Origin of the sequence: Streptomyces sp. WMMC1477 (genome assembly GCF_027460245.1) — a bacterium.
Taxonomy (GTDB): Bacteria; Actinomycetota; Actinomycetes; order Streptomycetales; family Streptomycetaceae; genus Streptomyces.
Genome location: NZ_JAPZBD010000003.1, coordinates 4432402 through 4458521, shown reverse-complemented (window position 1 = coordinate 4458521; position 26120 = coordinate 4432402). Strand labels below are relative to the sequence as shown.

At 73.1% G+C, this 26120-nt stretch carries 26 protein-coding genes; 4 read left to right on the top strand and 22 right to left on the bottom strand.

Features of this window, described 5'->3' with window-relative positions:
- Nucleotides 1–77: 77 nt before the first annotated feature.
- The 4 genes from O7609_RS20010 to O7609_RS19995 all read right to left on the bottom strand — a co-directional run bounded on the left by O7609_RS20010 (nt 78) and on the right by O7609_RS19995 (nt 6381).
- Complete coding sequence (locus O7609_RS20010; protein WP_269735622.1) at nt 78–1499, bottom strand: sugar porter family MFS transporter; 1422 nt, start codon at nt 1497–1499, stop codon at nt 78–80.
- A gap of 240 nt (nt 1500–1739) precedes the next feature.
- Nucleotides 1740–5315: a chromosome segregation protein SMC gene (gene smc / locus O7609_RS20005; protein WP_269743995.1), complete on the bottom strand. Its 3576-nt coding sequence runs from the start codon at nt 5313–5315 to the stop codon at nt 1740–1742.
- 216 nt (nt 5316–5531) lie between these two features.
- Nucleotides 5532–5738 carry a hypothetical protein gene (locus tag O7609_RS20000; RefSeq protein ID WP_219091414.1) on the bottom strand — a complete coding sequence of 69 codons (207 nt, stop codon included), beginning with the start codon at nt 5736–5738 and terminating at the stop codon, nt 5532–5534.
- A 325-nt stretch (nt 5739–6063) separates the two neighbouring features.
- Nucleotides 6064–6381 carry an acylphosphatase gene (locus O7609_RS19995; RefSeq protein WP_269737188.1) on the bottom strand — a complete coding sequence of 106 codons (318 nt, stop codon included), beginning with the start codon at nt 6379–6381 and terminating at the stop codon, nt 6064–6066.
- Nucleotides 6382–6603: 222 nt separating this feature from the next.
- Between O7609_RS19995 and O7609_RS19990 the strand changes: the two genes are divergently transcribed.
- Nucleotides 6604–7419 (top strand): CAP domain-containing protein, encoded by an 816-nt coding sequence (locus tag O7609_RS19990; RefSeq protein WP_269743994.1) that lies wholly within the window; start codon nt 6604–6606, stop codon nt 7417–7419.
- Nucleotides 7420–7442: 23 nt separating this feature from the next.
- Here O7609_RS19990 and mutM read toward each other — a convergent pair whose 3' ends face one another.
- The 9 genes from mutM to O7609_RS19945 all read right to left on the bottom strand — a co-directional run bounded on the left by mutM (nt 7443) and on the right by O7609_RS19945 (nt 16735).
- On the bottom strand, nt 7443–8357 hold the full coding sequence (mutM, locus tag O7609_RS19985; protein ID WP_269735626.1) for a bifunctional DNA-formamidopyrimidine glycosylase/DNA-(apurinic or apyrimidinic site) lyase: 915 nt from the start codon (nt 8355–8357) through the stop codon (nt 7443–7445).
- A gap of 7 nt (nt 8358–8364) precedes the next feature.
- Entirely contained in the window at nt 8365–9177 is an 813-nt protein-coding gene (rnc, locus tag O7609_RS19980) for a ribonuclease III (RefSeq protein ID WP_269735627.1), read from the bottom strand.
- Between the two features lie 19 nt (nt 9178–9196).
- On the bottom strand, nt 9197–9370 hold the full coding sequence (rpmF, locus tag O7609_RS19975; RefSeq protein WP_191211935.1) for a 50S ribosomal protein L32: 174 nt from the start codon (nt 9368–9370) through the stop codon (nt 9197–9199).
- A gap of 2 nt (nt 9371–9372) precedes the next feature.
- On the bottom strand, nt 9373–9984 hold the full coding sequence (locus O7609_RS19970) for a YceD family protein (RefSeq protein WP_269735628.1): 612 nt from the start codon (nt 9982–9984) through the stop codon (nt 9373–9375).
- Between the two features lie 213 nt (nt 9985–10197).
- Nucleotides 10198–11478 (bottom strand): cell division initiation protein, encoded by a 1281-nt coding sequence (locus O7609_RS19965; protein WP_269743993.1) that lies wholly within the window; start codon nt 11476–11478, stop codon nt 10198–10200.
- A gap of 71 nt (nt 11479–11549) precedes the next feature.
- Complete coding sequence (coaD, locus tag O7609_RS19960; RefSeq protein ID WP_269735630.1) at nt 11550–12029, bottom strand: pantetheine-phosphate adenylyltransferase; 480 nt, start codon at nt 12027–12029, stop codon at nt 11550–11552.
- A 26-nt stretch (nt 12030–12055) separates the two neighbouring features.
- Entirely contained in the window at nt 12056–12643 is a 588-nt protein-coding gene (gene rsmD, locus O7609_RS19955) for a 16S rRNA (guanine(966)-N(2))-methyltransferase RsmD (RefSeq protein WP_269735631.1), read from the bottom strand.
- Between the two features lie 168 nt (nt 12644–12811).
- Nucleotides 12812–15055, bottom strand: a complete 2244-nt coding sequence (gene recG, locus O7609_RS19950; protein ID WP_269743992.1) for an ATP-dependent DNA helicase RecG — start codon at nt 15053–15055, stop codon at nt 12812–12814.
- 84 nt (nt 15056–15139) lie between these two features.
- On the bottom strand, nt 15140–16735 hold the full coding sequence (locus O7609_RS19945; protein ID WP_269743991.1) for a DAK2 domain-containing protein: 1596 nt from the start codon (nt 16733–16735) through the stop codon (nt 15140–15142).
- A 439-nt stretch (nt 16736–17174) separates the two neighbouring features.
- Here O7609_RS19945 and rpmB point away from each other — a divergent pair, with 439 nt between their 5' ends.
- Nucleotides 17175–17360, top strand: coding sequence for a 50S ribosomal protein L28 (gene rpmB / locus O7609_RS19940; RefSeq protein WP_219091405.1), 186 nt, complete (start codon nt 17175–17177; stop codon nt 17358–17360).
- Between the two features lie 81 nt (nt 17361–17441).
- Here rpmB and thiD read toward each other — a convergent pair whose 3' ends face one another.
- Nucleotides 17442–18242: a bifunctional hydroxymethylpyrimidine kinase/phosphomethylpyrimidine kinase gene (gene thiD, locus O7609_RS19935; RefSeq protein ID WP_269735634.1), complete on the bottom strand. Its 801-nt coding sequence runs from the start codon at nt 18240–18242 to the stop codon at nt 17442–17444.
- A 68-nt stretch (nt 18243–18310) separates the two neighbouring features.
- Nucleotides 18311–19297 carry a thiamine-phosphate kinase gene (locus O7609_RS19930; RefSeq protein ID WP_269743990.1) on the bottom strand — a complete coding sequence of 329 codons (987 nt, stop codon included), beginning with the start codon at nt 19295–19297 and terminating at the stop codon, nt 18311–18313.
- A gap of 98 nt (nt 19298–19395) precedes the next feature.
- On the opposite strand from O7609_RS19930, the gene O7609_RS19925 reads away from it, so the two are divergent.
- Nucleotides 19396–19629: an Lrp/AsnC family transcriptional regulator gene (locus O7609_RS19925; protein ID WP_269735636.1), complete on the top strand. Its 234-nt coding sequence runs from the start codon at nt 19396–19398 to the stop codon at nt 19627–19629.
- A gap of 205 nt (nt 19630–19834) precedes the next feature.
- Here the strand turns inward: O7609_RS19925 and O7609_RS19920 are convergent, their stop codons facing one another.
- The 3 genes from O7609_RS19920 to O7609_RS19910 form a co-directional block, all read right to left on the bottom strand.
- Nucleotides 19835–20992 carry a D-alanine--D-alanine ligase family protein gene (locus tag O7609_RS19920; RefSeq protein WP_269735637.1) on the bottom strand — a complete coding sequence of 386 codons (1158 nt, stop codon included), beginning with the start codon at nt 20990–20992 and terminating at the stop codon, nt 19835–19837.
- A gap of 142 nt (nt 20993–21134) precedes the next feature.
- A complete protein-coding gene (locus tag O7609_RS19915) occupies nt 21135–22136 on the bottom strand; it encodes an NAD(P)H-dependent glycerol-3-phosphate dehydrogenase (RefSeq protein WP_269743989.1) in 1002 nt (333 codons plus the stop codon).
- Nucleotides 22133–22996, bottom strand: a complete 864-nt coding sequence (locus O7609_RS19910) for a lysophospholipid acyltransferase family protein (RefSeq protein ID WP_269735639.1) — start codon at nt 22994–22996, stop codon at nt 22133–22135. The genes O7609_RS19915 and O7609_RS19910 overlap by 4 nt, the downstream gene beginning before the upstream one ends.
- 159 nt (nt 22997–23155) lie before the next feature.
- On the opposite strand from O7609_RS19910, the gene cofC reads away from it, so the two are divergent.
- A complete protein-coding gene (gene cofC / locus O7609_RS19905) occupies nt 23156–23815 on the top strand; it encodes a 2-phospho-L-lactate guanylyltransferase (protein ID WP_443072176.1) in 660 nt (219 codons plus the stop codon).
- Here the strand turns inward: cofC and O7609_RS19900 are convergent.
- The 4 genes from O7609_RS19900 to leuD form a co-directional block, all read right to left on the bottom strand.
- Complete coding sequence (locus tag O7609_RS19900) at nt 23787–24035, bottom strand: hypothetical protein (RefSeq protein WP_269735641.1); 249 nt, start codon at nt 24033–24035, stop codon at nt 23787–23789. The two genes, cofC and O7609_RS19900, sit on opposite strands and share 29 nt — an antisense overlap.
- A gap of 278 nt (nt 24036–24313) precedes the next feature.
- Nucleotides 24314–24946 carry an HU family DNA-binding protein gene (locus tag O7609_RS19895; RefSeq protein WP_269743988.1) on the bottom strand — a complete coding sequence of 211 codons (633 nt, stop codon included), beginning with the start codon at nt 24944–24946 and terminating at the stop codon, nt 24314–24316.
- Nucleotides 24947–25072: 126 nt separating this feature from the next.
- Nucleotides 25073–25297, bottom strand: a complete 225-nt coding sequence (locus tag O7609_RS19890) for a hypothetical protein (protein WP_269735643.1) — start codon at nt 25295–25297, stop codon at nt 25073–25075.
- A gap of 229 nt (nt 25298–25526) precedes the next feature.
- Complete coding sequence (gene leuD / locus O7609_RS19885) at nt 25527–26120, bottom strand: 3-isopropylmalate dehydratase small subunit (protein WP_269735644.1); 594 nt, start codon at nt 26118–26120, stop codon at nt 25527–25529.

Sequence of the window (26120 nt, the reverse complement as noted above, 5' to 3'; positions counted from 1 at the left end):
TCCCTCGGCGTCCGCAAGCAGCGCTGCCCCGGCTCGGTGAGCCGGGGCAGCGCTGAGGAGTGGGCGGCGGGGTCGGGTTAGCCCATCTCCTCCAACGCCTTGCCCTTCGTCTCCGGCACCCATTTGAGGATGAACGGGATGGAGAGCACGGCGAAGGCCGTGTAGATCATGTACGAGCCGGAGAGGTTCCACTCGGCGAGCGAGGGGAAGCTCGCGGTGATCAGCCAGTTGGTGACCCACTGGGCGCCGGCGGCCACGCCCAGCGCGGCGGCGCGCATGCGGTTGGGGAACATCTCGCCGAGCATCACCCAGACGACGACGCCCCAGGAGAGCGCGAAGAAGAGCACGAACGCGTGGGCGGCCACCAGCGCCACGGCGCCCTGGGTGTCCGGCAGCGTGACGTCGTCCCCCACGCCGGACTTGAAGGAGAAGGCCCAGGCGGCCAGTCCGAGCGACAGCGCCATGCCGGCCGAGCCGACGAGGGCGAGCGGCTTGCGCCCCACCCGGTCGACGAGCAGCATCGCGATGACGGTGCCGACGATGTTGATGATGGACGTCGTGAAGGAGTAGAAGAACGAGTCGGCCGGGTCGATGCCGACGGACTGCCACAGCGAGGAGCTGTAGTAGAAGATCACGTTGATGCCGACGAGCTGCTGGAACATCGACAGTCCGATGCCGACCCAGACGATGGGCAGCAGCCCGAAGCGCCCGCCGGTGAGGTCCTTCAGGCTCGGCTTGTGCTCCCGGCGCATCTGCTGGGCGATCCGCGAGACCTCGGCCTCCAGGTCGGTGCGTTCCGGCTCGACCTGGGCCAGCACCGCCTGGGCCTCGGTGGTCCGGCCCTGGGCGACGAGGTAGCGGGGCGACTCGGGGATGCGCAGGGCGAGCAGGCCGTAGAGGACGGCCGGGAGCACCTCGACGCCGAGCATGACCTGCCAGGCCTCCAGCCCGAGGAGGTCCCCGCGCTGCTCGCCGTCGGCCGCGGTGAGCAGCCCGTAGTTGACCAGCTGGGAGAAGGCGATGCCCAGGACGATGGCGGCCTGCTGGAAGGAGGCCAGCCGGCCACGGTAGGCGGCCGGGGCGACCTCGGCGATGTAGGCGGGGGCGATGACGGAGGCCATGCCGATGGCCACACCGCCGAGCGTGCGCCAGAAGGCCAGGTCCCACAGGGAGAACGGGAGCATGGAACCGATGGCGCTGGCGGTGAAGAGGACCGCGGCGAGCTGCATGACGCGCGGTCGGCCGAGGCGGTCGGCGAGGCGTCCGGCGACCATCGCGCCCAGCGCGGCGCCGAGCAGGGCGATGGCGATGACGGCGCCGAGGGTGGCGTCGCCGACGTCGAACTTGCCGCGGATGCCTTCCACGGCACCGTTGATCACGGCGCTGTCGTATCCGAAGAGGAAGCCGCCCATGGCGGCCGAGGCGGCGATGAAGACGACGAACGTGAGCTGCCGGGGCCGTCTCGCGGCGTCCGGGCCCACCGGCTCGGTTCTGGTCACGGTGCACTCCTGCGGCCCGGCCTCGGAGCCGGGATGGGGGGCGTGTCGCTGTCGCGGTGGCGCACGCCTGACCGTGCGCCCGCCGGCCGAAGCCAGCAGCGACGTGGAGAGACTATGCGTTCATGTTTCGAAGTCAATACCGCGTGATGAACCAGATCTACGCGCTTCCCCCGACAAGAGTTCACAACATGAGTTCAAGGGATGAAGAATGCGCCGAAACGGTGCACGGACGGTGGCAACTCAGTGCAGCCGCTGGCTGATCACCTTGGAGACGCCGTCGCCCTGCATGGACACCCCGTAGAGCGCGTCGGCGACCTCCATCGTCCGCTTCTGATGAGTGATCACGATGAGCTGCGAACTCTCCTGGAGCTCCTTCATGATCCGGATCAGCCGCTGGAGGTTGGTGTCGTCCAGCGCGGCCTCCACCTCGTCCATGACGTAGAACGGACTGGGCCGCGCCTTGAAGATCGACACCAGCAGCGCGACGGCGGTCAGCGAGCGCTCGCCGCCGGACAGCAGGGACAGCCGCTTGACCTTCTTGCCCGGCGGCCGGGCCTCGACGTCGACCCCGGTGGCGAGCATGTCGTCCGGGTTGGTCAGCACGAGCCGTCCGTCGCCCCCCGGGAACAGCCGGGCGAAGACCCCCTCGAACTCGCGCGCGGTGTCGTGGAACGCCTCGGTGAAGACCTGCCGCACCCGCTCGTCCACGTCCCGCACGACCTGCAGCAGGTCGCTGCGCGTCTTCTTCAGGTCCTCAAGCTGCTCGCTCAGGAACTGGTGCCGCTCCTCCAGCGCCGCGAACTCCTCCAGCGCCAGTGGGTTGATCTTGCCCAGCTTCTGGTACGCCCGCTCGGCGGCCGCCAGCCGCTTCTCCTGCTCCGCCCGGTCGAAGGGCACCGGCCGGTTGCGCGGGTCGTCCGGGTCCTCCGGTAGCTCCTCACCCGCCGCCGGCGGGGAGGGCGGCACGGGCTGGTCCGGCCCGTACTCCGCGACCAGGACCTCCGGCTCGACCCCCAGCTCCTCCAGCGCCCGGGTGCGCAGCTGCTCGATGCGCATACGCTTCTCCGCGCCCAGCACCTCGCCCCGGTGCACCGAGTCGGTGAGCTTGTCCAACTCCGCCTTGAGTTCCCGGCCCCGCCCCCGCTCCACCGTCAGCTCCCGGTCCCGCTCGGCCCGGGCCGCCTCGGCCGCGGCCCGCTCCTGCTCCGCCCGGGCCACCGACACCTCGACGTGGGCGAGCAGCTGCCGGGCACCGGAGGCGACCGCCGCCGCCACCTCGGCCTCGTACCGCAGCCGCTCCCGGCGCCGCTCGGCCCGCGCCCGCGCCTCCCGCTCGGTGCGGGCGGCGCGGTCCAGCCCGTCCGCCCGGCCCGCGAGCGCCCGGACCCGCTCTTCGTGGGTGCGCACCTGGAGGCGGGCCTCCATCTCCGTCTGCCGCGCGTTCGCGCTGTCCGCGGCCAAGCGGTCCCGCACCGAGGCGTCGGGCTCCTCCAGGGCGTCGGCCGCCTCCTCCGCCACGGCCAGCCGCTCCGCCAGCTCGGCGGCCGAAGCGGTGACCTGGACGAGGGCGTCCTCGGCCTTGGCCACCGCCGCCTCGCAGCGCTCCGCCTCCTCCGAGGCCCCCTTGGCCTGGCCCGCCAGCCGGCCCAGCCGGGCGGCCACGGCGGACTTCTCCCGGTCGGCGGTGCTGCGCTGCCGTCCCAGCTCCTCGGCCGCCGCCGAGCACTCCCGGAGCCGCCGCGCGGCCCGCTCCCGTTCCTCGGTCAGCTCCGCGCACCGGGCGTCCAGCCGCTCCACGGCGGCACTCGCCTCGTCCACCGCCGCCTGTGTCTCCAGCAGGCTCGGCGCGCCGGCCGAGCCGCCCTGCGCGAAGTGGGCGCCGAGCAGATCGCCGTCCGCCGTGACCGCGGTGAGCCCCGGGCGGGCACGCAGCAGCTCCTCGGCGTGGTCCAGGGTGTCGACGACGACGATGTGCCGCAACAGCAGCCGCACGGCCGGCAGCAGCTCCTCCGGGCCGCCGACCAGCCCGGCCGCGTACCGGGGGCTCTCGGGGCCCGGATCGTGCGCAGCCTCGGGCCCCGGCGGCTCGGCGCCCCCGACCAGCAGGACCGCCCGCCCCTCGTCCTGTTTGCGCAGCCGCCGCAGCGCCTCGGCCGCGGCGCCCGGGGTCGTCACGGCGACGGCGTCAGCGGCGGCGCCCAGCGCGGCGGCGACCGGCACCTCGTACCCCGGCTCCACGGTGAGCAGTTCGGCGGCCGGCCCGAGGACGCCGACGAGCTCGTGCCGGGCCTGCAGCAGGGCCCCGGTGCCGTCCTTGCGGCGCAGACCGAGGGCCAGGGCGTCCCGGCGGGCGGCGGTGGCCGCGCGCTCCCGGTCGGCGGCGGCCAGTTCGTCGCGCACGGCGCTCAGCGCGGCCTCCGCGGCCGCGAGCTCCTCGCGGGCGGCCTCGTGGCGGGCCGCCAGTTCGGCGTCCCCCTCGTCCAGCCCGTCCACCTCGGCCCGGAGCGCCTCGTACTCCTCCCGGGCGCCCGCCCGGCGCCGGACGGCGTCGTCCCGTGCCGCGGTGAGGCGATCGATCTCCGCCTGCGCGGAGGCCGTCTTGCTGCGGGCCGCGCTCACCTGACCGCCGAGCCGGGCGAGCTGCTCCCGGCGCTGGGCGATCTCCCGGGCGGCGTCCTTGAGCCGGCGCTCCTCCTCGCTCAGCCGCGACTCCAGCTCGGCGCGGTGCTCGGCGGTGTCCTCCAGCGCGCGGCTCGCCGCGTCCAGCGCGGCCTCCAGCTCCGCCTCCTGCTCGCGGATGCGCTCGGCCTCGCGCTCCAGGTCCTCCGGGTCCCGGCCGCGCCGCTCGTCGGACGGAGCCGAGCGGGCGCTGGTGACCCGGGCGTCGGCGAGGCTGACGGTCCCGCGGACGCGTTCGGCGAGCTGCGAGAGGGCGTACCAGGTCTGCTGCGCCTGTTCCAGACGCGGCGTCAGACGGCGAACCCGTTCCTCCAGTTCGGCCTCGTGCTGCTGTGCGGTGCGCAGGGCGGCCTCGGCCGCCTCCTTGCGCTCCTTCAGCGCGGCCTCGTCGGCGACCTCGGCCCGCAGCGCGTTCTGCAGCGCCACCAGGTCGTCGGCCAGCAGCCGCAGCCGGGCGTCGCGCAGGTCGGCCTGGATGACGGCGGCCTTGCGGGCGGCGGCGGCCTGGCGGCCGAGCGGCTTGAGCTGGCGGCGGAGTTCGTCCGTGAGGTCCTGTACGCGGGCGAGGTTGGCCTGCATCGCGTCGAGCTTGCGCAGCGCCTTCTCCTTGCGCTTGCGGTGCTTGAGGACACCGGCGGCCTCCTCGATGAAGGCCCGGCGGCCGGTCGGGTCGGCGTGCAGGACGCCGTCGAGCTGCCCCTGCCCGACGATCACGTGCATCTCCCGGCCGATGCCGGAGTCCGACAGGAGCTCCTGGATGTCCAGCAGCCGGCAGGTGTCGCCGTTGATCTGGTACTCGCTGCCGCCGTTGCGGAACATGATCCGGGTGATCGTGACCTCGGCGTAGTCGATCGGCAGCGCGCCGTCGGCGTTGTCGATGGTCAGCGAGACCTCGGCGCGGCCCAGCGGCGCCCGGCCCGTGGGGCCGGACGTCCCGGCGAAGATGACGTCCTCCATCTTGCCGCCGCGCAGGGACTTCGCCCCCTGCTCCCCCATCACCCAGGACAGGGCGTCCACCACGTTCGACTTGCCCGAGCCGTTCGGCCCGACCACACAGGTGATGCCGGGCTCGAAGCGCAGCGTGGTGGCCGAGGCGAAGGACTTGAACCCGCGCAGGGTCAGGCTCTTGAGGTGCACGCCGGGTGACTTTACCTCCGGGGCGCGGTTTCACCGCAGAAGGTGCAGGGCACATCACACGGTAACGAGTAGCCGACAGCCAGGGGGCGCCCCGGGGGGACGGATCACCACACGGCCACGACGGACAGCGCGAGACATGACGAAGGGACGCCGAAGCGTCCCTCGCGGTTCTGCAACAGGATGAGCGCCGTAAGCGCACCTGCCCCGGGTCTCGGGTCAGGTGAGTGCCGGCTCGCCCTTGGAAACGTCGATGCTGTCAAGCAGCGAGTCGCCGTGACGTGCGGCGGCCGACAGCGCGTCGTTCTCGGCCTGCATCCGGATCAGTTCGGATTCCAGGTCCTGGACGCGCTGCTGAAGCCGTCGCATCTCGGCGAGGACTCGGGGGTCGGAGCCGCCGACGTAACCGAGAAGCGCCTTTGCCATGATGGATGGTCCTCCACAATGAGTGACCGACCGCAGTGGTGGTCGTCTGGGTCGTGAGGGATAGGGCACCCGCAACGTCCGCTCTGCACAGAGGTTCTCAGGGCTGAAGTAGCAAGGTGCGCGGGGCTTCCAGCGTCTCACCAAAAGTTACGACGGTCAACACGGTCACACGCCGCGTGCACGGACGGCCCGGCTCGACGGCTGCTTCGGCCGGAGCTGCGAACCCCGTGGCGGGTGGCGCACTGTCGATCACTCGTGCCGCAGCCTTGCACGTCACGCCCGGATTGGCAACCAGTTCACGTCGAGGACACCGACCCGTTTCGGCTCAGCGGATCTCGAAAACCGGGTAGCCGCCCCGCGGCGCGTCCCAGATCTCCGTGACGCCCGTCACGTCTCCCGGCGTGTCCGCACTGGTCAGCCACTCCAGCAGCGCGGCGCAGTTCGCCCGCGGGCCCTCGGCCACGACCTGCACCCGGCCGTCCGACAGGTTCACCACGAAACCGGTCAGCTCGCCGATCCGCAGGGCGTTCGCCCGTGTGTACCAACGGAAACCGACGCCCTGCACGCGTCCGCGCACCCAGGCGGTCAGCCGGACGTCGGCCGCCGCGTCGTCACGGGCCTCCGCCCTCGTCCCCGCCGACACCCCGGGTGCCTCACCCGTCTCGGTGACCGCCCTGTTTCGCCCTGTTTCGCCCTGTGCTCATGTGACGCACGCTATCGGTCGGATTCCCCCCTCCGCACCTCCGTGCGAAGAGCGATGGCGTACTGTCCCCGGACACGAGTCTCACTCCATCGAGTGACACGATCGCCGTCGAGTACGTGAGGACTGCAGCAGATGGGCCGCCACCGACATCGCAAACGCAGGGTGACGCCGCTCAGAGCCGGCCTGCTGGCGGTCTCCGCCACGGCCGTGCTGGGCACCGTGGCCGTGGGAGCCGGAGTGGTCCCGGGGCTCGGCGAGGGGTTCGGTCTCCTCGACGGCGAGCCGGGAACGGCCCGGACCGACAGCGCCTCCTCCCGCACACCCGGCGCGTCGGAGGGCGCCGGGGGCCGGGACGACACCGCCGCCTCGCGCGGTGAGGAGCGCCGCTCGCCCTCGCCCACGCCCACTCCCGAGCCGTCCACGACGCCCGAGGACGAGCCGACGCCGTCCGCCGAGCCCACCGAGGAGAAGCCGCGGGAAGAGGAGGAGCGGTCCGCGAAGCCCGCGCCCGAGACCTCCGCGCCCGCGAAGCCCACCCCCGCCCCGAAGCCGCCCGCGCCGACCGCCGACCCGCCATCGCCCCCCGGGGACTCCGGCGCACACTCGGCCGCCGAGGCCCGGGTGCTGACCCTGGTCAACCAGGAACGCTCCCGGGCGGGGTGCAGCCCGCTGCGGGCCGACGCGTCGCTGGCCCGGCTGGCCGGCGACCACAGCGCGGACATGGCGCGCCGCGGCTACTTCTCCCACACCGACCCGGACGGCCGCGACCCCTGGGACCGCGCCGAGGAGGACGGCGTCACCCACCTGGGCGGTGAGAACATAGCCCGCGGCCAGGCCGACGCCGAGGCCGTCATGCGGGCCTGGATGGACAGTCCGGGCCACCGGAAGAACATCCTGAACTGCGGCTTCACCAGCCTGGGCGTCGGTGCGCACTTCGCCGGCGGCGGCCCCTGGTGGACCCAGTCCTTCGGCTACTGACCCGAGCGGACCCCGCGGCCCGGTCAGCGCGCCGCGGCCGTGGCGCCCGTCGACCGCGGGCGGTACGGCCGCTGGCAACGCGGGCAGTAGTAGCTGGAACGGTTCATCCAGGGGCGGCGGCGTATCGGGGTGCCGCAGCGACGGCAGGGCTCCTCCTCGCGGCCGTAGGCGTCCAGCGACCGCTCGAAGTAGCCGGACTCGCCGTTGACGTTCACGTAGAGGCTGTCGAAGCTCGTACCGCCCACGGCGAGGGCCGCGGACATGACCTCGCGTACGTGTCCGAGCAGTTCGGCGACGCGCGGCCGGGTGAGCGTGGCCGTGGGCCGGTCGTAGTGCAGCCGGGAGCGCCACAGCGCCTCGTCGGCGTAGATGTTGCCGACGCCGCTGACCAGGGACTGGTCCAGCAGCGCCCGCTTGACCGTGGTGCGCTTGGCCCGGAGGGCGGCGTCGAAGGCGGCCTCGTCGAACGCCGGGTCGAGCGGGTCGCGGGCGATGTGCGCGATGGCGTCGGGCAGCCCGTCCTCCGTGACGGAGTGCAGGGAGAGTCCGCCGAAGGTGCGCTGGTCGACGAAGCGCAGCTCGCCCTCGCCGCGGTCGGTGAAGGTGATGCGCACCCGCAGATGCCGCTCGTCCGGTGCCGTGGCGGGCTGGACGAGGAGCTGCCCGCTCATTCCCAGATGCGCCAGGACGGCGAACGGCTGCCGCTCGGCGTCCTCCGGACCCGCGTCCGGAGGGCCGAGCGGCAGCCACAGGTACTTGCCCCGGCGCTGGACGGCGCCGAAGCGGTGGCCCGAGAGCCGGGCGGCGAAGTCCGCCGAGCCCGCCACATGGCGGCGCACGGCGCGCGGGTGCAGCACCGTGACCGCCTCGACGGTCCGGCCGGCGACCCAGCGGTCCAGTCCGCGCCGGACGACCTCCACCTCGGGCAGCTCGGGCACGGCGCCCTCAGCCCGCCGGGTCGGCGGTGCCGCCGGCCGTGGTGTCCTGGGCGCCCTCGGCGGGGGTTCCGCCGGCGGCCGCCGCGTCCGCCGCGGCCCGGATCTCCCGCCAGGCCGTCTCGGCGGCCTGCTGTTCGGCTTCCTTCTTGCTGCGGCCGGTGCCGGTGCCGTACGCGACACCACCGACGCGGGCAGCAGCCGTGAAGGTCTTCTCGTGGTCGGGGCCGGTCTCGGTGACCACGTACTCGGGCACCCCGAGCCCCTCGGCCGCCGTGAGCTCCTGGAGGCTGGTCTTCCAGTCCAGGCCGGCACCGAGGAGTGCGGACTTCTCGATCAGCGGGTCGAAGAGCCGGTGCACCAGCTCCTCCGCCGCCGTCAACCCCTGGTCGAGGTAGACGGCGCCGATCACCGCCTCCAGCGTGTCCGCGAGGATCGATGCCTTGTTGCGGCCCCCGGTGCCCTCCTCGCCGCGGCCGAGCCGGACGAAGGCACCCAGGTCCAGCCCCCGGGCGACCTCGGCGAGGGCGCGGGAGTTGACCACCGCGGCGCGCAGCTTGGCGAGCTGGCCCTCCGGCAGTTCCGGGTGGGCACGGTAGAGCGTGTCGGTCACCACGAGGCCCAGGACCGAGTCGCCGAGGAACTCCAGGCGCTCGTTCGTGGGCAGCCCGCCGTTCTCGTACGCGAAACTGCGGTGCGTCAGCGCACGCGTCAGAAGGGCGGACTCAAGGTGATACCCGAGCCGCCCTTCCAGAAGCGTGTGGGACGAGGCCGCATCCACCAGACTCGCCGCTGCCCGCTTGGGCGTACTGGCGTCTGACATGGAGCCTGTCACCCGCCGATCAGACGTCGAGAACCTGACGCTTGTTGTAGGTACCGCAACTGGGGCACGCGATGTGCTGCTGCTTGGGCTCCGAGCAGCGCTCGCACGCCACCAGGGTGGGGACCGCAGCCTTCCACTGCGACCGGCGGTGGCGCGTGTTGCTGCGCGACATCTTCCGCTTGGGAACGGCCACGGCTACTTCTCCTGCTTCTCGTCGGCACCCGGTCGGGTGCCGTTCACGTTGTCCTTCTCGCCGTGGCGGATGCTCTCGGCGAGTCCCTCCAGGGCCGCCCACCGGATGTCGGCGGCCTCGTTGTGCTGGTGGTCCGGCTCATCCGCGAGCCGGGCGCCGCACCGCGGGCAGAGCCCCGGGCAGTCCTCCTGGCACACGGGCTGCATGGGCAGCGACAGCACCACCGCGTCCCGCAGCACGGGTTCGAGGTCGAACAGGTCGGCCTCGAGGAAGAGCGTGTCCTCCTCGTCCTCGGCGCCTTCGGCGTCGTCACCGGCGGCCACGGCGCGGCCGCGGTCATCGGTCTCGGGGTAGGAGTACAGCTCCTGGAAGTCCGCCTCGCACTCCTGCTCCAGCGGCTCCAGACACCTTACGCACTCGCCGGTCAGCGGTGCGCGGGCGGTCCCCGTGACGAGCACGCCCTCCATGACCGCCTCAAGCCGCAGCTCCAGCTCGACCGACGCGCCCTCGGGCACCCCGATGACCTCGGTGCCGAGGTCGCGGGGCGCCTCGACGGTGCGGGAGAGCCGCTTGAGCGCACCGGGACGACGACCCAGCTCGCGTGTGTCGAACACGAGCGGGGCACGGTGGTCGAGGGGGGCGTTCAGGGCTTCCTGCTTTCATCGGTGTGACTGCGGCCCGGCCCGGCATCGCCGGGCAGCCGAAAGCCGCGGGCGTACGCGCGACCGATGAGCCAGGATACTTCACCGGCTCCGATCGGCCCAATCGCCACCGACCGGCCGGGACGGACGGCCCGGCCGACCCGGAACACGCGGTTCCGTGGCCGGTCAGCGCCCCTGCTCGTAGCGGCGCAGCTCCTCCATGTCGATCATGCTGGTGTCGAAGAAGCTGGTCTCGTCCAGGGCCGGGGCCTGGTGCTGGGCGTGGGCCTGGTGCTGGGCGTGCTGCTGCGGGTAGCCGTCGCCCGCCGCCTGCTGCGGGTATCCCGCCTCGGTGCCGTACGCCGGGACCTGGCCGTAGCCGTCCGGGTAGGCCTGCTGCGGGTAACCGTAAGGGTCGGTCTCGGCGTAGCCCCCGGGGTGCCCCTGCTGCCGGGCCTCGGGCACCGGCTGCGGGGGGTAACCCTGCTGGGCGTAGCCGGGCTGGGGCGGGTAGGCGTAGCCGCCCTGCTGGTACGGGTCGGCCTCCTGGCCGTAGGCGGTCTGGAAGCCGCCCTGGTCGTAGACAGCGGCCGGGGCGTAGGGATCGGCGGGCGGCGGGGCCGGCTGCGGCGCGGCGAGGGGCTCGGGCACGCCCCCGGTGGGAGCGGGCTCCGCGACGGGCTGCCGCGCCTGGGCGGGGATGTCAGCCTGCGGCTCCGCGAGCCCGGCCAGATACTCCGCGTCGGAGACGTGGACGTGGTGGTGCCCCTCCGCTCCGGCCTCCTCCTGGGCCGCCAGATGGGCTCCCAGCTCGTCCATCGGACGGTGCCCGGTGAGCTTCTTGCGGCCCCGACCGACGGCGCCGAGCGTCTTCGTCAGCACCGACTCGAACGCCTGGAACTGCGCCTCCACGTACGTGTCCGCACGCTCCCGCAGTTCGTCCGGGTCCGCGGACCGCTCCGGGGCCGCGAGGCCCTCGTGGCCCTGATCCGGATCGTGACCGAAGGCGGCGTCCGCGTCGGTGGCGCGGCCCAGCAGCTTGTCCTTGCCACGGCCGACCGAGTCGATGGTCTTGCTGAGGACGACCTCGAAGTTGGCCAGCTTGCTGTCGACGTAGTCGTCCGCCTCGGCCCGGATGGTCTCCGCCTCCCGGCGCGCCTCGGCCAGGATGCGGTCGGCCTCCGCCTGGGAGCGGCGGGCGATCTCGGTGTCGGAGACCATCGAGCCGCGCTCGGTGCGGGCGGCCTCGATGATGCGCCGGGCCTCCTCATGGGCCTCGGCGACCATCTGCTCCCGGCCACCGAGCAGTTCCTGCGCCTGCGCGAGGGAGCCCGGGAGGGCGTCGCGCACCTCTTCCAGCAGGCCGAGCAGTTCCGCCCGGTTCACCACGCAGGAGGCGGACATGGGCATGGCTCGGGCGTTACGGACCGCCGCGACGATGTCGTCGAGTCTTGACTGTACGTCCACGGGAGCGACTGTACGGGCAGGGACGGCCGGGGGAACAGCGCGAGGGACGCCCGGGCGGCCGCGGCGCACCGTCAGGGACGCGTGAGCCGCTGGGCGAGCGCCGCGGAGACCTGCGGCGGCACCAGGTGGGAGACGTCGCCGCCCCAGGTGGCGACCTCCTTGACCAGGCTGGAGGAGAGGAAGCTGTAGGTGGGGTTGGTCGGCACGAAGAGCGTCTCCACGCCCGAGAGGCCGATGTTCATCTGCGCCATCTGGAGTTCGTAGTCGAAGTCGCTGACGGCGCGCAGGCCCTTGACGATGGCCGGGATGTCGCGCTGCTTGCAGAAGTCGACCAGGAGCCCGTGGAAGGACTCGACGACGACGTTGCCGAACTCCGAGGTGACCGTCTCGATCAGCTCGATGCGCTCCTCGACCGTGAACAGCCCCTGCTTGCTCTTGTTGATCATCACGGCGACGTGCACGACGTCGTACAGCCTGGCCGCGCGGGCGATGATGTCGAGGTGGCCGTTGGTGATGGGGTCGAAGGACCCCGGACAGACTGCGCGGCGCACTGGCTTTCCCTCGCTCTCCGGGCTGTTCATGACGCGGCGGTGACTTCCGTTCGGGCGGCGCGACCGTACCAGAGCGTCCCCTCGCCGTAGCGCCGGGAGCGCAGCGCCGTGAAGCCCTCGGGCCAACGGAACTCCCCGCCCCTGGTGCTCCGCTCCACGGTGACCAGTGCGCCGTCCGCAAACCAGTCCTGACCGGCGAGTGTGAGGAGGATCTCGCGAAGATCGTCGTCCGGGACCACGTACGGCGGGTCCAGGAAGACGACATCGAAGGAAACGCCCGGTGCACCCGCGACGACCTGCTCGGCTCTGCCGACCCGCACCTCCGCGCCGGGCAGCCCGAGAGCCGCGACGTTCTGCCTGATGGTGCGGGCCGCCCGGGCGTTCGACTCGACGAGCAGGACGTGTTCGGCGCCCCGGGAGAGCGCCTCCAGACCGACGGCTCCCGAGCCCCCGAAGAGGTCCAGGACGCGCAGCCCCTCCCAGCCGCCGCCGAGTTGGGCCTCCCAGCTGGAGAACAACCCCTCCCGGGCCCGGTCGGAGGTGGGCCGGGTGGACTGCCCCGGCGGCACGGCCAGCCGCCGCCCCCCTGCGGCTCCGGCGATCACGCGGGTCATGGCGAGGCTTCCTTAGCTGCTGACGTGGGCACGTGCGACGTGCCGGCCTGATCGGTCGCGACGGCCACCGGCCGCCTCGCCCCCACGATATGCCCCGGGCCGCACTCCGGCCGGGCCCACGGGCCGTCCGGCCGCCCGCCCGGCTCCCGGACCGGCTCGCCGGGCGGTTCAGCCCTTGTCGAGGTAGCTCTCGCGCTCCTCGTCGAGCAGGGCCGCCAGGGCCGTGCGCAACTCCGGATGGTCGTCGAGACCCGGGTCGGCCGCGACGACGGCCGTGGCCTCGGCCCGGGCCTCGGCGATGACGTCCTCGTCCTCGACGACCGTGAGCATCCGCAGGCTGGAGCGCACCCCCGACTGGGCCTGCCCCAGGACGTCTCCCTCCCGCCGCTGTTCCAGGTCGATCCGGGAGAGTTCGAAGCCGTCCAGCGTGCCCGCCACGGCGTCCAGCCGCGTGCGGGCCGCGCTCTCCTCGGGCATCTCGCTCACCAGCAGGCACAGCCCGGGCGCGGAACCGCGCCCGACCCGGCCGCGGAGCTGGTGCAGTTGGGAGACGCCGAAGCGGTCGGCGTCCATGATCACCATGACCGTGGCGTTGGGGACGTTGACGCCGACCTCGATGACCGTCGTCGCCACGAGCACGTCGACCTCGCCCGCCGCGAAGCGGCGCATCACGTCGTCCTTCGCCTCCGGGGCCATGCGGCCGTGCAGCACCTCGACCCGCAGCCCGGCGAGCGGTCCCCCGGTGAGCTGCGCGGCCAGGTCCAGCACGGCGAGGGGTTGCCGCCGCTCGCCGCCCTCGGCACCGCCACTCCCGGCCTCCTCGTCCTCCTCGGCCCCGTAGCCCGCCGCGTCCTCCTCCGCCGCCCCGCCGGCTGTCTCCTCGTCCCCGATGCGCGGGCAGACGACGTAGGCCTGGTGCCCGCCCTCGGCCTCCTCGCGCACCCGCTCCCAGGCGCGGGCCAGGAAGTGCGGCTTGTCGGCCGCGGGAACGACATGGCTGGCGATGGGCGACCGCCCCGCGGGCAACTGGTCCAGCACGGACGTCTCCAGGTCGCCGAAGACCGTCATGGCCACGGTGCGCGGAATCGGCGTCGCCGTCATCACCAGCAGGTGCGGCGGCTGCTCGCCCTTGGCGCGCAGCGCGTCCCGCTGCTCGACGCCGAACCGGTGCTGCTCGTCCACGACGACGAGCCCGAGGTCGTGGAAGCGCACCTTGTCCTCGATGAGCGCGTGCGTGCCGATGACGATCCCGGCCTCGCCCGTGGTCAGCTCCAGCAGCGCCCGACGGCGCGCGGCGGCGCCCATCGAGCCGGTGAGGAGAACCACCCGGGTGCCGTGCTCGGCGCCGCCGAGCAGGCCCCCCTCGGCCAGCTCGCCCAGCATCTCCACGATGGACCGGTGGTGCTGCTGCGCCAGCACCTCGGTCGGGGCGAGCAGGGCCGCCTGGCCGCCGGCGTCCACCACGGTGAGCATCGCCCGCAGCGCCACCATCGTCTTACCGCTGCCCACCTCGCCCTGGAGCAGCCGGTGCATGGGGTGGGCGGCGGCCAGATCGGTGAAGATCTCCTCGCTGACGCGGCGTTGGCCCTCCGTCAGGGTGAACGGCAGCCGGGCGTCGAAGGCCGCGAGGATGCCGTCGTCCCGCGCGGCGCGGGGCACGGCCGGCAGCTGCGCCTCCGCCGAGCGGCGGCGGGCCAGCGCGACCTGCAGGACGAACGCCTCGTCCCACTTCAGCCGCCGCCGTGCCGCCCCCACCTCCGCCCACGACCGCGGGCGGTGGACGGACCGCAGGGCCTCGGGCAGCGGCAGGAGGTCCCGGCCCTCCCGCAGGGAGGCGGGCAGCGGATCGCCCAGGCCCTTCCACCCGATGGCCTCCATCGAGGTCAAGACCGTTTCCACGGCCTGCTCGATCTTCCACGAGTTGAGCTGTCTGACGGCCGGGTAGAGCGGCAGCAGTGCCCGGGCGAAGCGCTCCACCGCCGCGGCGTCGCCGTCCTCGTCCAGCAGTTTGTAGTCGGGGTGGGCCAGTTGCAGCTTGCGGTTGAAGACGGAGACCTTGCCCGCGAACATGCCCCGCCGCCCGGGGACGAGTTTCTTCTCGTGCGCGTAGGCCGCCCGGCCGAAGAAGACGAGCTGGAGCCGCCCGCTGCCGTCCGTCAGCGTCACCTCCAGCCGCTGGCCCCGGCCGCGGTTGAACGACAGCAGCCGGGCGTCGGCCACCCGCGCGACCACCGTGACGTGCTCGTCCAACGGCAGGTCGGCCAGGCGCGTCAGCTCACCGCGCTCCGCGTACCGGCGCGGATAGTGGTGCAGCAGGTCGCCGACGGTGTGCAGGTCGAGGTGGTCGGCGAGCACCTTCGCGGTGGTGCCGCCGACCGTCTTCTTCAGCGGCTCGGCCAGTGGACTCTCCATCGTGCGGCCCATCTTCCCCCACGACGCCGACAACGGCGGGGAGCACCGCGTCCCACGCCGGTGCCGCCCTCGCCGCCGGGCCCGCTACTCCACGCCGATCAGCAGCGGCGAGGGCTGGCGGCCCTCGTAGACGACGGTGTCCACCCCGAGGTGCGAACGGCGCACCCGGTCGGTGAGGACGCGGACGAGCCCCTCGGGCGCCCCGCCGCCGAGGACGAGCGTGACGAGTTCGCCGCCCGCGGCGAGCATCCGGTCCAGGACCTCGGCCGCGCAGTCCGTCAGGTCCCCGCCGATCACGGCGACGTCGCCGTCGATGAGCCCGAGCACGTCCCCGGCCTGGCACACCCCCCGCGTCGTCCACGAGCGCCGCTCGGCGACGGTCAGCTCCGCGTAGCGGGTCGCTCCGGCCGCGGCGGTCATCGCCACGACGTCCTCGTCGAAGCGCCGCTCCGCCTCGTGCACGGCGAGCGCCGCCAGGGACTGCACCGGGGAGCGGGCCGGGATGATCGCCACCCGGACGCCCTCCGATCGCGCCTGTTCGGCCGCGGCGGCCGCGGTGTGCCGCAGCTCCGGCCCGCCGAGCAGCAGAACGACCTCGCGGGCGTGCGCCCGCCGCACAGCGGCGGCCAGTTCGCCGCTGCCCGGCGGCTCCTCGGGGCGCACGGTGACGGCGAGGGCGCCCGCCTCGTCGCACAGCCGGGCCAGCCCCTCACCCGGGACGACGGCGACCACCGCGCGCTCCGCCGGCTCCGGGGCGGCGTGCCGTCCGGCCAGGTGGCTGATGCGCACCCGGTGCGGACGCCCCGCCTCGATGCCCGCCTCGACGGCGGCACCCGCGTCGTCGACGTGCACGTGGACGTGCCACAGCTCGTCCCCGCCCACGACGACGAGGGAGTCCCCGAGCCCGTCGAGCCGCTCCCGGAGCCGGTCGACGGCGGGCTCGGCGGCGTCGAGGAGGTAGATCACCTCGAACTCCGGCCCCTCCGTCTCCGCGCCTGCCTCCGGGCCGGCCGCGCAGCCGCCGAACGCAGACGGCGGGCTTCCGGCGGGGCGGACGCGCTCGGGGGGCGGCGCCGCCGGCTGCTCACCGGTGAGCGCGGTGAGCAGCGCTTCGAGCACGGTGACGAGGCCGTAGCCGCCGGCGTCCACCACTCCGGCGCCCGCCAGCACCGTCAGACGTGCGGGAGTGGCGGCCAGCGCCGCCCGCGCGCCCTCGCACGCGGCCCGGACCACCTCGGCGTCCCCGCCCCCGGCGCACTCGGCGGACTCCGCGGCGGCCGTCGCGACGGTGAGGATGGTCCCCTCCACGGGGTGGGCCACCGCGGCCCGGGCCAGCCGGGCCGCGCCGTGCAGCGCGGAGCGCAGGTCACGGCCCGCCGCGATCTCCCCGGCCAGACCGCGCAGGAGCTGGGCGAGGATGGTGCCGGAGTTGCCGCGGGCGCCCAGCAGCGCACCGTGGGCCATGGCGGCCGTGGCCTCGGCGAGCGTGGGCTCGCCCGCTCCCGCGGCTTCCACGGCCTGCGCGGCGGCCTCCACGGTGAGGTACAGGTTGGTGCCGGTGTCGGCGTCGGCGACGGGATAGACGTTGATCGCGTCGATCGTCTCCCGGGCGCTGCCCAGGGCGTCCAGTGCGCGGGCACACCAGGTGCGGACCGTGGCGGCGTCCAGCGTGTGCGGCACCGGGCGACGCACCTCCTCAGCTCGTGTCCGGCCCCGCCCTTCCCGTGACCGGCGCGGTGCGCCCGGCCCACGGGGCCCAGCCGGGAAGGGTAGTCGCACGCCGCGGCGGCCGTCCGGGGCGGAGTGCCGATCGGGACGGGAGTGCCGTCCGTGCCGGGAGCAGGGATGCGTCGGCGGGTGGGCGGGCTGCGGGGAAGGGCGCCGGGCGGGAGCGAGGCGACCCGTGGTAATTTCAGGGTCTGTAAGCAGTCGTTGTATGCTGCTTCGGTTGCCTGACGCGATGCGTTGAGTCAGGTGACCATCTCCCTGGCAAAGCCGGTCAGTCCTGTGAGCGTTCGGTCCGATCCCGTCGGATCGGGACTTCGCTCCGAAGCGTTCGGTCTGATCTCCGCGAGGCCAGGACCCACCGTACGTGTATCTGAAGTCTTTGGAGTGACCCGTGGCTGCCAACTGCGACGTCTGCGGCAAGGGGCCGGGCTTCGGCAACAGCATCTCCCACTCGCACCGCCGCACCCCGCGTCGCTGGAACCCCAACATCCAGCGCGTGCGTGCCACGGTCGGTGGGACGCCGAAGCGCCTCAACGTCTGCACCTCGTGCATCAAGGCCGGCAAGGTCTCGCGCTGACGCCCTAGTCGCAGCGCAGCCTCCCGGTTGCCGCAAGCCGGTCCGTCTCGGGCGGACCGGCTTTGTGCTGCCCGGCCGTCGTCACCGGGTGTCGCGACGGGAACGCCAGCCGTGGTCGACGGGGCCGATGCCGGAGCCGAGGGCGAAGCCGGCCGCGATGGCCCCGGTGACGTACTCCTTGGCCGCCGCCACCGCCGCGGGAACGTCCGCGCCCTTGGCCAGCTCGGCGGCGACGGCGCTGGCGAGCGTGCAGCCGGTGCCGTGGGTGTGGCGGTTCAGGTGGCGGGGTGCGCGCAGCCAGTGCTCCCGGTCGCCGTCGGTGAGGAGGTCGGTGGCCTCCCCGCGCAGGTGGCCGCCCTTGATCAGCGCCCAGCGCGGGCCGAAACCGAGGACCGCCGACGCCGCCTTGCGCAGCTCGCCCTCCGTGGTGACGGTGATGCCGGTGAGCTGAGCCACCTCGTCCAGGTTCGGGGTGGCCACCGTGGCCGTCGGCAGCAGCTCCGTGCGCACCGCCTCCAGCGCCTCGGCGGCCAGCAGCGGGTCTCCGTGCTTGGAGACGCCGACCGGGTCGACGACGACGGGCACCTCCAGCCGCCGCAGGAGCCCGGCCACGGTGAGGACCAGCTCGGCGGAGGACAGCATGCCGGTCTTCACGGCCTCGACGCCGATGTCCTCCACCACGCTGCGGAACTGGGCCCGCACGGCCTGGGCCGGGAGCTCCCAGGCGCCCTGCACGCCGAGCGAGTTCTGTGCGGTGACGGCGGTCAGGACGCTCATGCCGTGGGTGCCCAGGGCCAGCATGGCCTTCAGGTCCGCCTGGATGCCCGCCCCGCCCCCGGAGTCGGAGCCGGCGATGGTGAGAACCCTTGGGGGTATGCGCATGGGCGGAAGCCTACGCAACGCCCGTGGCCGCCCTCGGCGTCCGGGTCGGGGGCCGTCCGGGGCCGGGGTCAGGCGCCGAAGTGGTCCCAGCCGCCGCCGTCGTGCCAGGGCGCGCCGTTGACGGTGACGCGGGAGGAGGCCGAGGGGTGCAGCACCTCGCCGACGACGCGCCAGCGCGCGGGCAGCTTCCGTCCGGGCGGGAACGTGGCGACGATCGCGTGGTCCTCTCCCCCGGTCAGGACCCAGCGCAGCGGGTCGACGCCGACGGCCTGTCCGATGTCGTGCATCTGCGCGGGGATGTCGAACGCCTCGGTGCTCAGGTCGATGCGGACCTTGCTGGCCTCCGCGATGTGCCCGAGGTCGGCGACGAGGCCGTCGCTGACGTCCGTCATGGCGGTGGCGCCGAGCCCCGCGGCGGCCGGGCCCGCGTGGTAGGGCGGCTCGGGCCGGCGGTGGGCCTCGACGAACGCCCGCGGGGACCGGAAGCCGCGCTTGAGTATCGCGTACCCGGCGGCCGACCAGCCCAGCCAGCCGGTGACGGCGACGACGTCTCCGGGCCGGGCCCCGGCGCGCGTGACCGCCTCCCGCCCCCTCAGGTCGCCCAGGGCCGTGATGGCGATGGTGATCGTCTCACCGCGCACCACGTCCCCGCCGACCACGGCGGCTCCGGCGACGTCGCACTCGTCCCGCAGCCCGTCCATCAGCTCCACCGGCCAGTTGGCGTTCAGGTCGGCGGGCAGGACGAGGCCGAGCAGGAGCGCGGTGGGCGCCGCGCCCATGGCGGCGATGTCGGCGAGGTTCTGGGCGGCGGACTTCCGCCCGACGTCGTAGGCGGTGGACCAGTCCCGCCGGAAGTGCCGCCCCTCCAGCAGCACGTCGGTGCTGGCGACGACACGGCGGTCCGGGGCGACGACGACGGCGGCGTCGTCGCCCGGGCCCAGCTTGACGGCCGGCGTGGCCGTCAGCCGGGCGGTCAGCTCCCGGATCAGGCCGAACTCCCCGAGATCGCCGACGGTCCCAGGAGTCGGGGGACGGCCCCCGGGGAAACTCAGCATCCGTCTGCCCTTTCACAAAGCTCGCCGCTGGTGGTGACGACGCGATACCGTAGCGTCCCTCCCACTCCCATGATCCTCGAAGCCGCCCTGGAGGTCCCGTGGTACAGGCCTACATCCTGATCCAGACCGAGGTCGGCAAGGCGTCGACCGTCGCGCAGGTGATCGGGGAGATCACGGGTGTCGTCCAGGCCGAGGACGTGACCGGACCCTACGACGTGATCGTCCGAGCCCAGGCCGACACCGTGGACGAACTGGGCAAGCTCGTGGTCGCCCGCATCCAGCAGGTGGACGGCATCACCCGGACGCTGACCTGCCCGGTCGTCCATCTGTAGCTCCCCCGCAGTCGCGGCGGGAGCCCTGGCTCCCGCCGTCGTTCCACCCTGCCCGCGCGCCTTCCGCGCGGCCTCCTCGCGGCCTCTGCGCGCGTTGCGCGCACCCTTTCCGTCCGGCCCGGGCACGCTTCCGCGTCCGCATTCCGGAGCCCGGGCCCCGCCCCCGGGAGCGAACCCTACAACCCGGGGGCGGACGCCGCCGGGGTCAGCGCAGACCCGTGGAGCGGTGCAGCGCGGCCTGGATCAGCCGGTCCACGAGCTCGGCGTAGCCCACGCCCGACTCCTGCCACATCCGCGGGTACATGCTGATCGGCGTGAAGCCGGGCATCGTGTTGATCTCGTTGATGACGAACCGGCCGTCCTCCAGAAGAAAGAAGTCCGCCCGGACCAGGCCCTCGCAGGAGACGGCGTCGAAGGCCCGGACGGCGAGTGCGCGGACCTCGGCGGTCTGCTCGTCGGTGAGCGGCGCGGGCACGATGCCGGTGGCCGAGTCGATGTACTTGGCCTCGAAGTCGTAGAAGTCGTGGCTGGTGACGGGCGGGATCTCGGCCGGGACGCTGGCCTGGGGGCCGTCGCCGAACTCCAGCACGCCGCACTCGATCTCCCGGCCGCGCAGCAGCGACTCGACGAGGATCTTGGGGTCGTGTGCCCGGGCCTCCTCGATCGCCTCGTCGATCCCGGTGAGGTCGTCCACCTTGGTGATGCCCATGGAGGAGCCGGCCCGGGCGGGCTTCACGAACACCGGCCAGCCGTGCTCGGCGGCGAAGTCGACGATCTTCTTGCGCGCGGCGGCCTGGTCCTGCTCCCACTCGCGGGGCCGGATCACGGTGAACGGGCCGACCGGCAGGCCGTAGGAGAGGAAGACCCGCTTCATGTACTCCTTGTCCATGCCGACCGCCGAGGCCAGCACGCCGGAGCCGACGTAGGGGACGCCGGAGAGCTCCAGCAGGCCCTGGAGGGTGCCGTCCTCGCCGTAGGGGCCGTGCAGGACGGGGAAGACGACGTCGACGTCGCCCAGCGCCTCGGGCACGCGGCCGGGCTCGCTGTAGACCACCTCGCGGCTGGCCGGGTCCACGGGCATGACCACACTGCCGGTTCGGGACTCGGTCAGCTCCGGCACGCTGGGCAGTCGGCGGTCGGTGATCGCCATGCGCTCGGGCGCGTCACTGGTGAGCGCCCAGCCCCCGTCGGGTGTGATGCCGATCGGCAGCACGTCGTACTTCTCGCGGTCGATCGCGCGGAGCACGGCTCCCGCGGTCAGGACGGAGATGCCGTGCTCGGAGCTGCGCCCACCGAAGACGACGGCGACGCGCGGCTTGCGCGACGGACGGGGGGAGGTGCTGGAGGTGTCTGACGTGCTCATCGCGCTGAGATTACCGGCTGATCGGCTTCCGGCGCAGGCACGGCACGGGCGGTGGCCCCCACGCTACGCACCGCGCACGACCGGGCCTGTGCGGCCGCCGCCCCGCGGCTCCTGAGGGCGCGCGGAGCCCCGGACGGAACCGTCAGCGGCCCTCTGCCTTGGCACTGCGTCCCATCAGCTCCTTGAGTGCCACCAGGGGCGCCTTGCCCTCGTGCACGATCTCCACGACCGTCTCGGTGATGGGCATCTCGACGCCGTGCCGGGTGGCCAGGTCCAGCACGGACCGGCAGGACTTCACGCCCTCGGCCGTCTGCCGGGTGACGGCGATGGTCTCCTCCAGCGTCATGCCCCGGCCGAGGTTGGCGCCGAAGGTGTGGTTGCGGGAGAGCGGGGAGGAGCAGGTCGCCGCCAGGTCGCCGAGGCCCGCCAGACCGGCGAAGGTCGCGGGGTCGGCGCCGAGACGGACGCCGAGGCGGGCGGTCTCCGCCAGGCCGCGGGTGATGAGCGAGGCCTTGGCGTTGTCGCCGAGCCCCATGCCGTCGGCGATGCCCACGGCGAGCCCGATGACGTTCTTCACGGCGCCGCCCAGCTCGCAGCCGACGACGTCGGTGTTGGTGTAGGGCCGGAAGTAGGGGGTGTGGCAGACCTTCTGGAGCCGCCGCGCGACCTCCTCGTCCCGGCAGGCGACGACCGAGGCCGCAGGCTGCCGGGCCGCGATCTCCTTGGCCAGGTTCGGCCCGGTGAGGACGGCGATGCGCTCCGGCGGGGCGCCCGCGACCTCCTGGATGACCTCGCTCATGCGCTTGGTGCTGCCCAGCTCCACGCCCTTCATGAGCGACACGAGGACGGTGTCCGTGGGCAGCAACGGCGCCCAGGCGGCCAGGTTGCCGCGCAGCGACTGGGAAGGTACGGCCAGGACGGTGAACTCGGCGCCCGCGGCGGCCTCCGCGGCGTCCGTCGTGGCCCGCAGCGACGCGGGCAGTACCACGCCGGGGAGATAGTCGGGGTTCGTGTGCCGCATGTTGACCGCCTCGGCCAGCTCGGGCCTGCGCCCCCACAGCGTCACCTCGCAGCCGGCGTCCGCGAGCACCATGCCGAAGGCGGTGCCCCAGGAGCCGGTGCCGAACACGGCTGCCTTCGTCACGCGGGGTCCTCCCCTGCGGCCGAGGTGCGCGGGCGGTCCTGCGCGGGCGGGGCGGCCTGTTCTTCCCGGCCGGCCTGCCCCTCCTGGCCGGCCTCCGCGCCCGGGGCGGCCTCCGCTGCCGCCGGGCGGCGGGTGCGGCGACGTTCCGCCACGGCCTTGCGGTGGTCGTAGCGCTCCCGCGGCGCGGGCTCACCGCGCAGGTCGGCCAGCTCGGCGGTGACGGCGTCCATGAGGGCGTCGGTGGTGGCGCGCAGCAACTCGGCGGTCGGCTCCCGGCCGAGGAACGCGGAGAGGTCGACCGGCTTCCCGGCCTGGACGCGCAGCGTCTTGCGCGGGAACAGCCGCACGCGCTTGCGCTTCGCGTACGGCGGCACGACCTCGTGAGCGCCCCACTGGGCGACGGGGATGACGGGTGCCCCGGTCAGCAGGGCGACCCGGGCGGCCCCCGTCTTGCCCTCCATCGGCCACAGCTCCGGATCGCGGGTGAGGGTGCCCTCCGGGTAGAAGACCACACACTCTCCCTTGTTGACTGCCTCCACGGCCGCCCGGAAGGCGCCGATGGCGTCGGCGGACTCGCGGTACACGGGGATCTGACCGGTGCCCCGCATCACGGCGCCCACGAAGCCGCGGCCGAAAAGGCTCACCTTCGCGAGAAAGCGGGGAACCCGTCCGGTGTTGTACTGGAAGTGCGCGTAGGACAGCGGGTCCAGATACGAGTTGTGATTCACCACGACGATGAATCCGCCCGATGCCGGAATGTTCTGCATTCCGCGCCAATCCCTCTTGAAGAGGAGGAGCAACAGGGGTTTGGCGATGACCGCCGCCAAGCGATACCAGAACCCGATCTTTCGGCGGGACACCGGGACACCATCTCCTCTTGCTCTTCTCACCGGGCGGTCGCACCGGACCGGCCGGCTCGCGCTGTGCGCCGGGGACAACCGCACAAGTGTGGCCCTCGGCCACCACCCTGTCGAGGACACCGTAACCCCAGGGTTCACAGCCGGGTGAGAATGGGCCCGATGCAGCAGGAGACGCGAGGGGTGGCCGGAGCGCGCTGGTCGGTCGTCGTTCCCCTCAAGACCCTGGGGCTGGCCAAGAGCAGACTGGCTCCCACCTTCGACGACGCCCTGCGCCCGCGGCTCGCGCTGGCCTTCGCCCTGGACACCGTGACGGCGGCGCTGGCCTGCCCGGAGGTGCGCGGTGTGGTGGTCGTCACCGACGACCCGCTGGCGAGCCGCGAGCTGGCGTCGCTGGGGGCGCGGGTCCTGCCGGACACACCGGGGGCCGGCCTGAACCCGGCCCTGCGCCACGGCGCCGAGCGGGTGCGGGCCGAGGCCCCGCACACGCATCTGGCGGCCCTCAACGCGGATCTGCCGGCGCTGCGCCCGGCGGAACTGGGCCGGGCCCTCGCCGTCGCGGCGCGATTCCCCCGCGCCTTTCTGGCGGACGCCGCCGGAGTGGGGACGACGCTCCTGACCGCACGCCCGGGAGTGGCCCTCTCACCGGCCTTCGGCGGAACGTCCCGGCGGCGGCACCGGGCGTCCGGCGCGGTGGAGCTCTGCGTCACCGGGGTGGACAGCGTGCGCCGGGACGTGGACACCGGCGCGGATCTCGGTGCGGCGCTGACCCTGGGCGTCGGGCGTCACACCCTCACAGCGTCTGCAACGTCACCAGGGTGATGCGGCGCTCCGCCCTGGCGCCCTCGGTCTCGTCCCCCTTGGGCTCACCGCCTTCGGCCTCGCCGCCCTCGGTCTCGATGCGGACCCGTTGGCCGGGGCGCAGGAGGAGCAGGCCGCCCGCGTCGAAGGCGGCGGCGTCGAAGGGCACGGGAGTACCGTCGTCCAACAGGACGCTGCCCGTGCGGGTCTGCGGATCGTAGGTGTACGCGGTGGCCTGCATACCCAGAGCCTAAGGCCTGTCCGGCGGACGGGCCTTAAGGGAGGGAGCGCTCCTCGCCGCCTCGCGCCGGGGAAGGCCGCCCGAAGACGCGCGGCCGGCAGGCCCAGGGCCCAGGCCTCCAGGCCCGGCCCGCACGGGAACTGCCCCTTCACCCACGGCGCGCCCCGAGAGAGGCCGAAGCCCTTCGCGCGGCCCCCCGCGCCCCGTCGGGGCGCCACCGGGGCCGGACATGCCGCGGGCCGGACCCAGGGGGCCCGGCCCGGCTGCCCGAGCGGTGCTCAGCGGCTGCGCGCGGTCTTCTTCGCGGTGGTCTTGCGCGCGGTGGTCTTGCGCGCGGGCGCCTTCTTGGCGTTGCTCTTCCTCGCGGGCGCCTTCTTGGCGGTCGTCTTCTTCGCCGCGCCGGCCTTCTTGGCGGTCGTCTTCTTCGCCGTGGTCTTCTTCGCCGCGGGCGCCTTCTTGGCCGTCGTCTTCTTCGCCATGGTCTTCTTCGCCACGGGCGCCTTCTTGGCCGTCGTCTTCTTCGCCGCCGCCTTCTTGGCTGCCGCCTTCTTGGTGGCGGCCTTCTTGGTGGTGGTACCCCCGGAGAGGCTGCCCTTGGGCGCCTTCTTCACCGCGACGTCGTTCTTGGGGAGCTTCTTCTCGCCGCTCACCAGGTCCTTGAAGCCCTGACCGGCGCGGAAGCGGGGCACGGCCGTCTTCTTGACCCGAACCCGCTCACCCGTCTGCGGGTTGCGAGCGTAGCGGGCGGGCCGCTGGACCTTCTCGAACGAGCCGAAGCCGGTGACCGAGACGCGCTCACCCGCGCACACCGTGCGGACGATCGCGTCCAGCACGTGATCGACCGCGTCGGCGGCCTGCTGGCGACCGCCCAACTTGTCTTGGATCGCTTCAACGAGCTGCGCCTTGTTCACGTCTTCCCCTTCGGAGGCATTCCGTAACGAATGGTGTTCAAGCTTTTTCGCACGGTAGGCAGATATATACCGCAAATCAAACACGAAACGGGCTAATCACCCTTGTGCCGCAACGAACTCCGTCGGTCACGCAGAAGGGAAGCGGCGGCCGTCGATCTCCTCCATCAGCCGTTCGAGCCGCTGCGCCGCCGAGGCCAGGTCGTGCTTCGCCGCGGCCGTGACAACGAGCAGCTTCCGGATGAGCGCCTCCCGTTCACTCTCCGGGACTTGCAGTGCGCGCACCTTGCGGTGTGCTTCCTTGAGCCGGTCGGCGACGAGACCGTACAGAGCCAGTTCGTCGTCGCCTTCCATGCACCGATTGTGCCATCTGGGGGGAGTTGTCGCCTCAGGGGGCGTCAACGCTCCACCCCGCCAGACCCGTGCGGTTCCAGCCACCCAGGGTACCTATCCAGCCAACTGCACGATAACCCCCCCGACTTCAGCGCTCCCGTACCCGCCCAGAGCGGACAAAAACGCGGTGCCCCCGTTCCGGAGAACGGGGGCACCGCGTTGCTGCGAACGGGGGTCTGCCGCAGGGAGTTCAGGCCGCCTGCGTGCGCGGCTTGAAGGCGGGGCGCCGACCCTCGTACGTCGCGATGTCGGCTTCGCTCTTCAGCGTGATGCTGATGTCGTCCAGCCCCTCCAGGAGGCGCCAGCGGGCGTTCTCGTCCAGTTCGAAGTCCGCCTCGACGCCCGGGGCGACGACCTTGCGGGTTACGAGGTCGACGGTGACCTCGACCGCGGGGTCGGACTCGGTCAGCTTCCACAGGGCGTCCACCGTCTCCTGCGGCAGAACGACCGTGAGCAGGCCGTTCTTGAGCGAGTTGCCCCGGAAGATGTCGGCGAAGCGGGAGGAGATGACCGCCTTGAAGCCGTAGTTCTGCAGGGCCCAGACAGCGTGCTCACGCGAGGAACCGGTGCCGAAGTCCGGCCCGGCCACCAGGACGGTCGCGCCCTGGCGCTCGGGCTGGTTCAGGACGAACGCGTCGTCTTTGCGCCACGCCTCGAAGAGTCCGTCCTCGAACCCGTCGCGGGTGACCTTCTTCAGCCAGTGCGCCGGAATGATCTGGTCGGTGTCGACGTTGCTGCGGCGCAGCGGAACGGCCCGGCCGGTGTGGGTCGTGAAGGCTTCCAT

What these genes read in the sequence shown, in the direction of transcription:
- O7609_RS20000 (WP_219091414.1), bottom strand. Translation starts at nt 5,738, where the DNA reads ATGGCAAAGGCGCTTCTCGGTTACGTCGGCGGCTCCGACCCCCGAGTC.
- rnc (WP_269735627.1), bottom strand. Translation starts at nt 9,177, where the DNA reads ATGTCAGACGCCAGTACGCCCAAGCGGGCAGCGGCGAGTCTGGTGGAT.
- rsmD (WP_269735631.1), bottom strand. Translation starts at nt 12,643, where the DNA reads ATGACCCGCGTGATCGCCGGAGCCGCAGGGGGGCGGCGGCTGGCCGTG.
- recG (WP_269743992.1), bottom strand. Translation starts at nt 15,055, where the DNA reads ATGGAGAGTCCACTGGCCGAGCCGCTGAAGAAGACGGTCGGCGGCACC.
- thiD (WP_269735634.1), bottom strand. Translation starts at nt 18,242, where the DNA reads ATGCGCATACCCCCAAGGGTTCTCACCATCGCCGGCTCCGACTCCGGG.
- O7609_RS19930 (WP_269743990.1), bottom strand. Translation starts at nt 19,297, where the DNA reads ATGCTGAGTTTCCCCGGGGGCCGTCCCCCGACTCCTGGGACCGTCGGC.
- O7609_RS19920 (WP_269735637.1), bottom strand. Translation starts at nt 20,992, where the DNA reads ATGAGCACGTCAGACACCTCCAGCACCTCCCCCCGTCCGTCGCGCAAG.
- cofC (WP_443072176.1), top strand. Translation starts at nt 23,156, where the DNA reads ATGCAGCAGGAGACGCGAGGGGTGGCCGGAGCGCGCTGGTCGGTCGTC.
- O7609_RS19900 (WP_269735641.1), bottom strand. Translation starts at nt 24,035, where the DNA reads ATGCAGGCCACCGCGTACACCTACGATCCGCAGACCCGCACGGGCAGC.
- O7609_RS19890 (WP_269735643.1), bottom strand. Translation starts at nt 25,297, where the DNA reads ATGGAAGGCGACGACGAACTGGCTCTGTACGGTCTCGTCGCCGACCGG.
- leuD (WP_269735644.1), bottom strand. Translation starts at nt 26,120, where the DNA reads ATGGAAGCCTTCACGACCCACACCGGCCGGGCCGTTCCGCTGCGCCGC.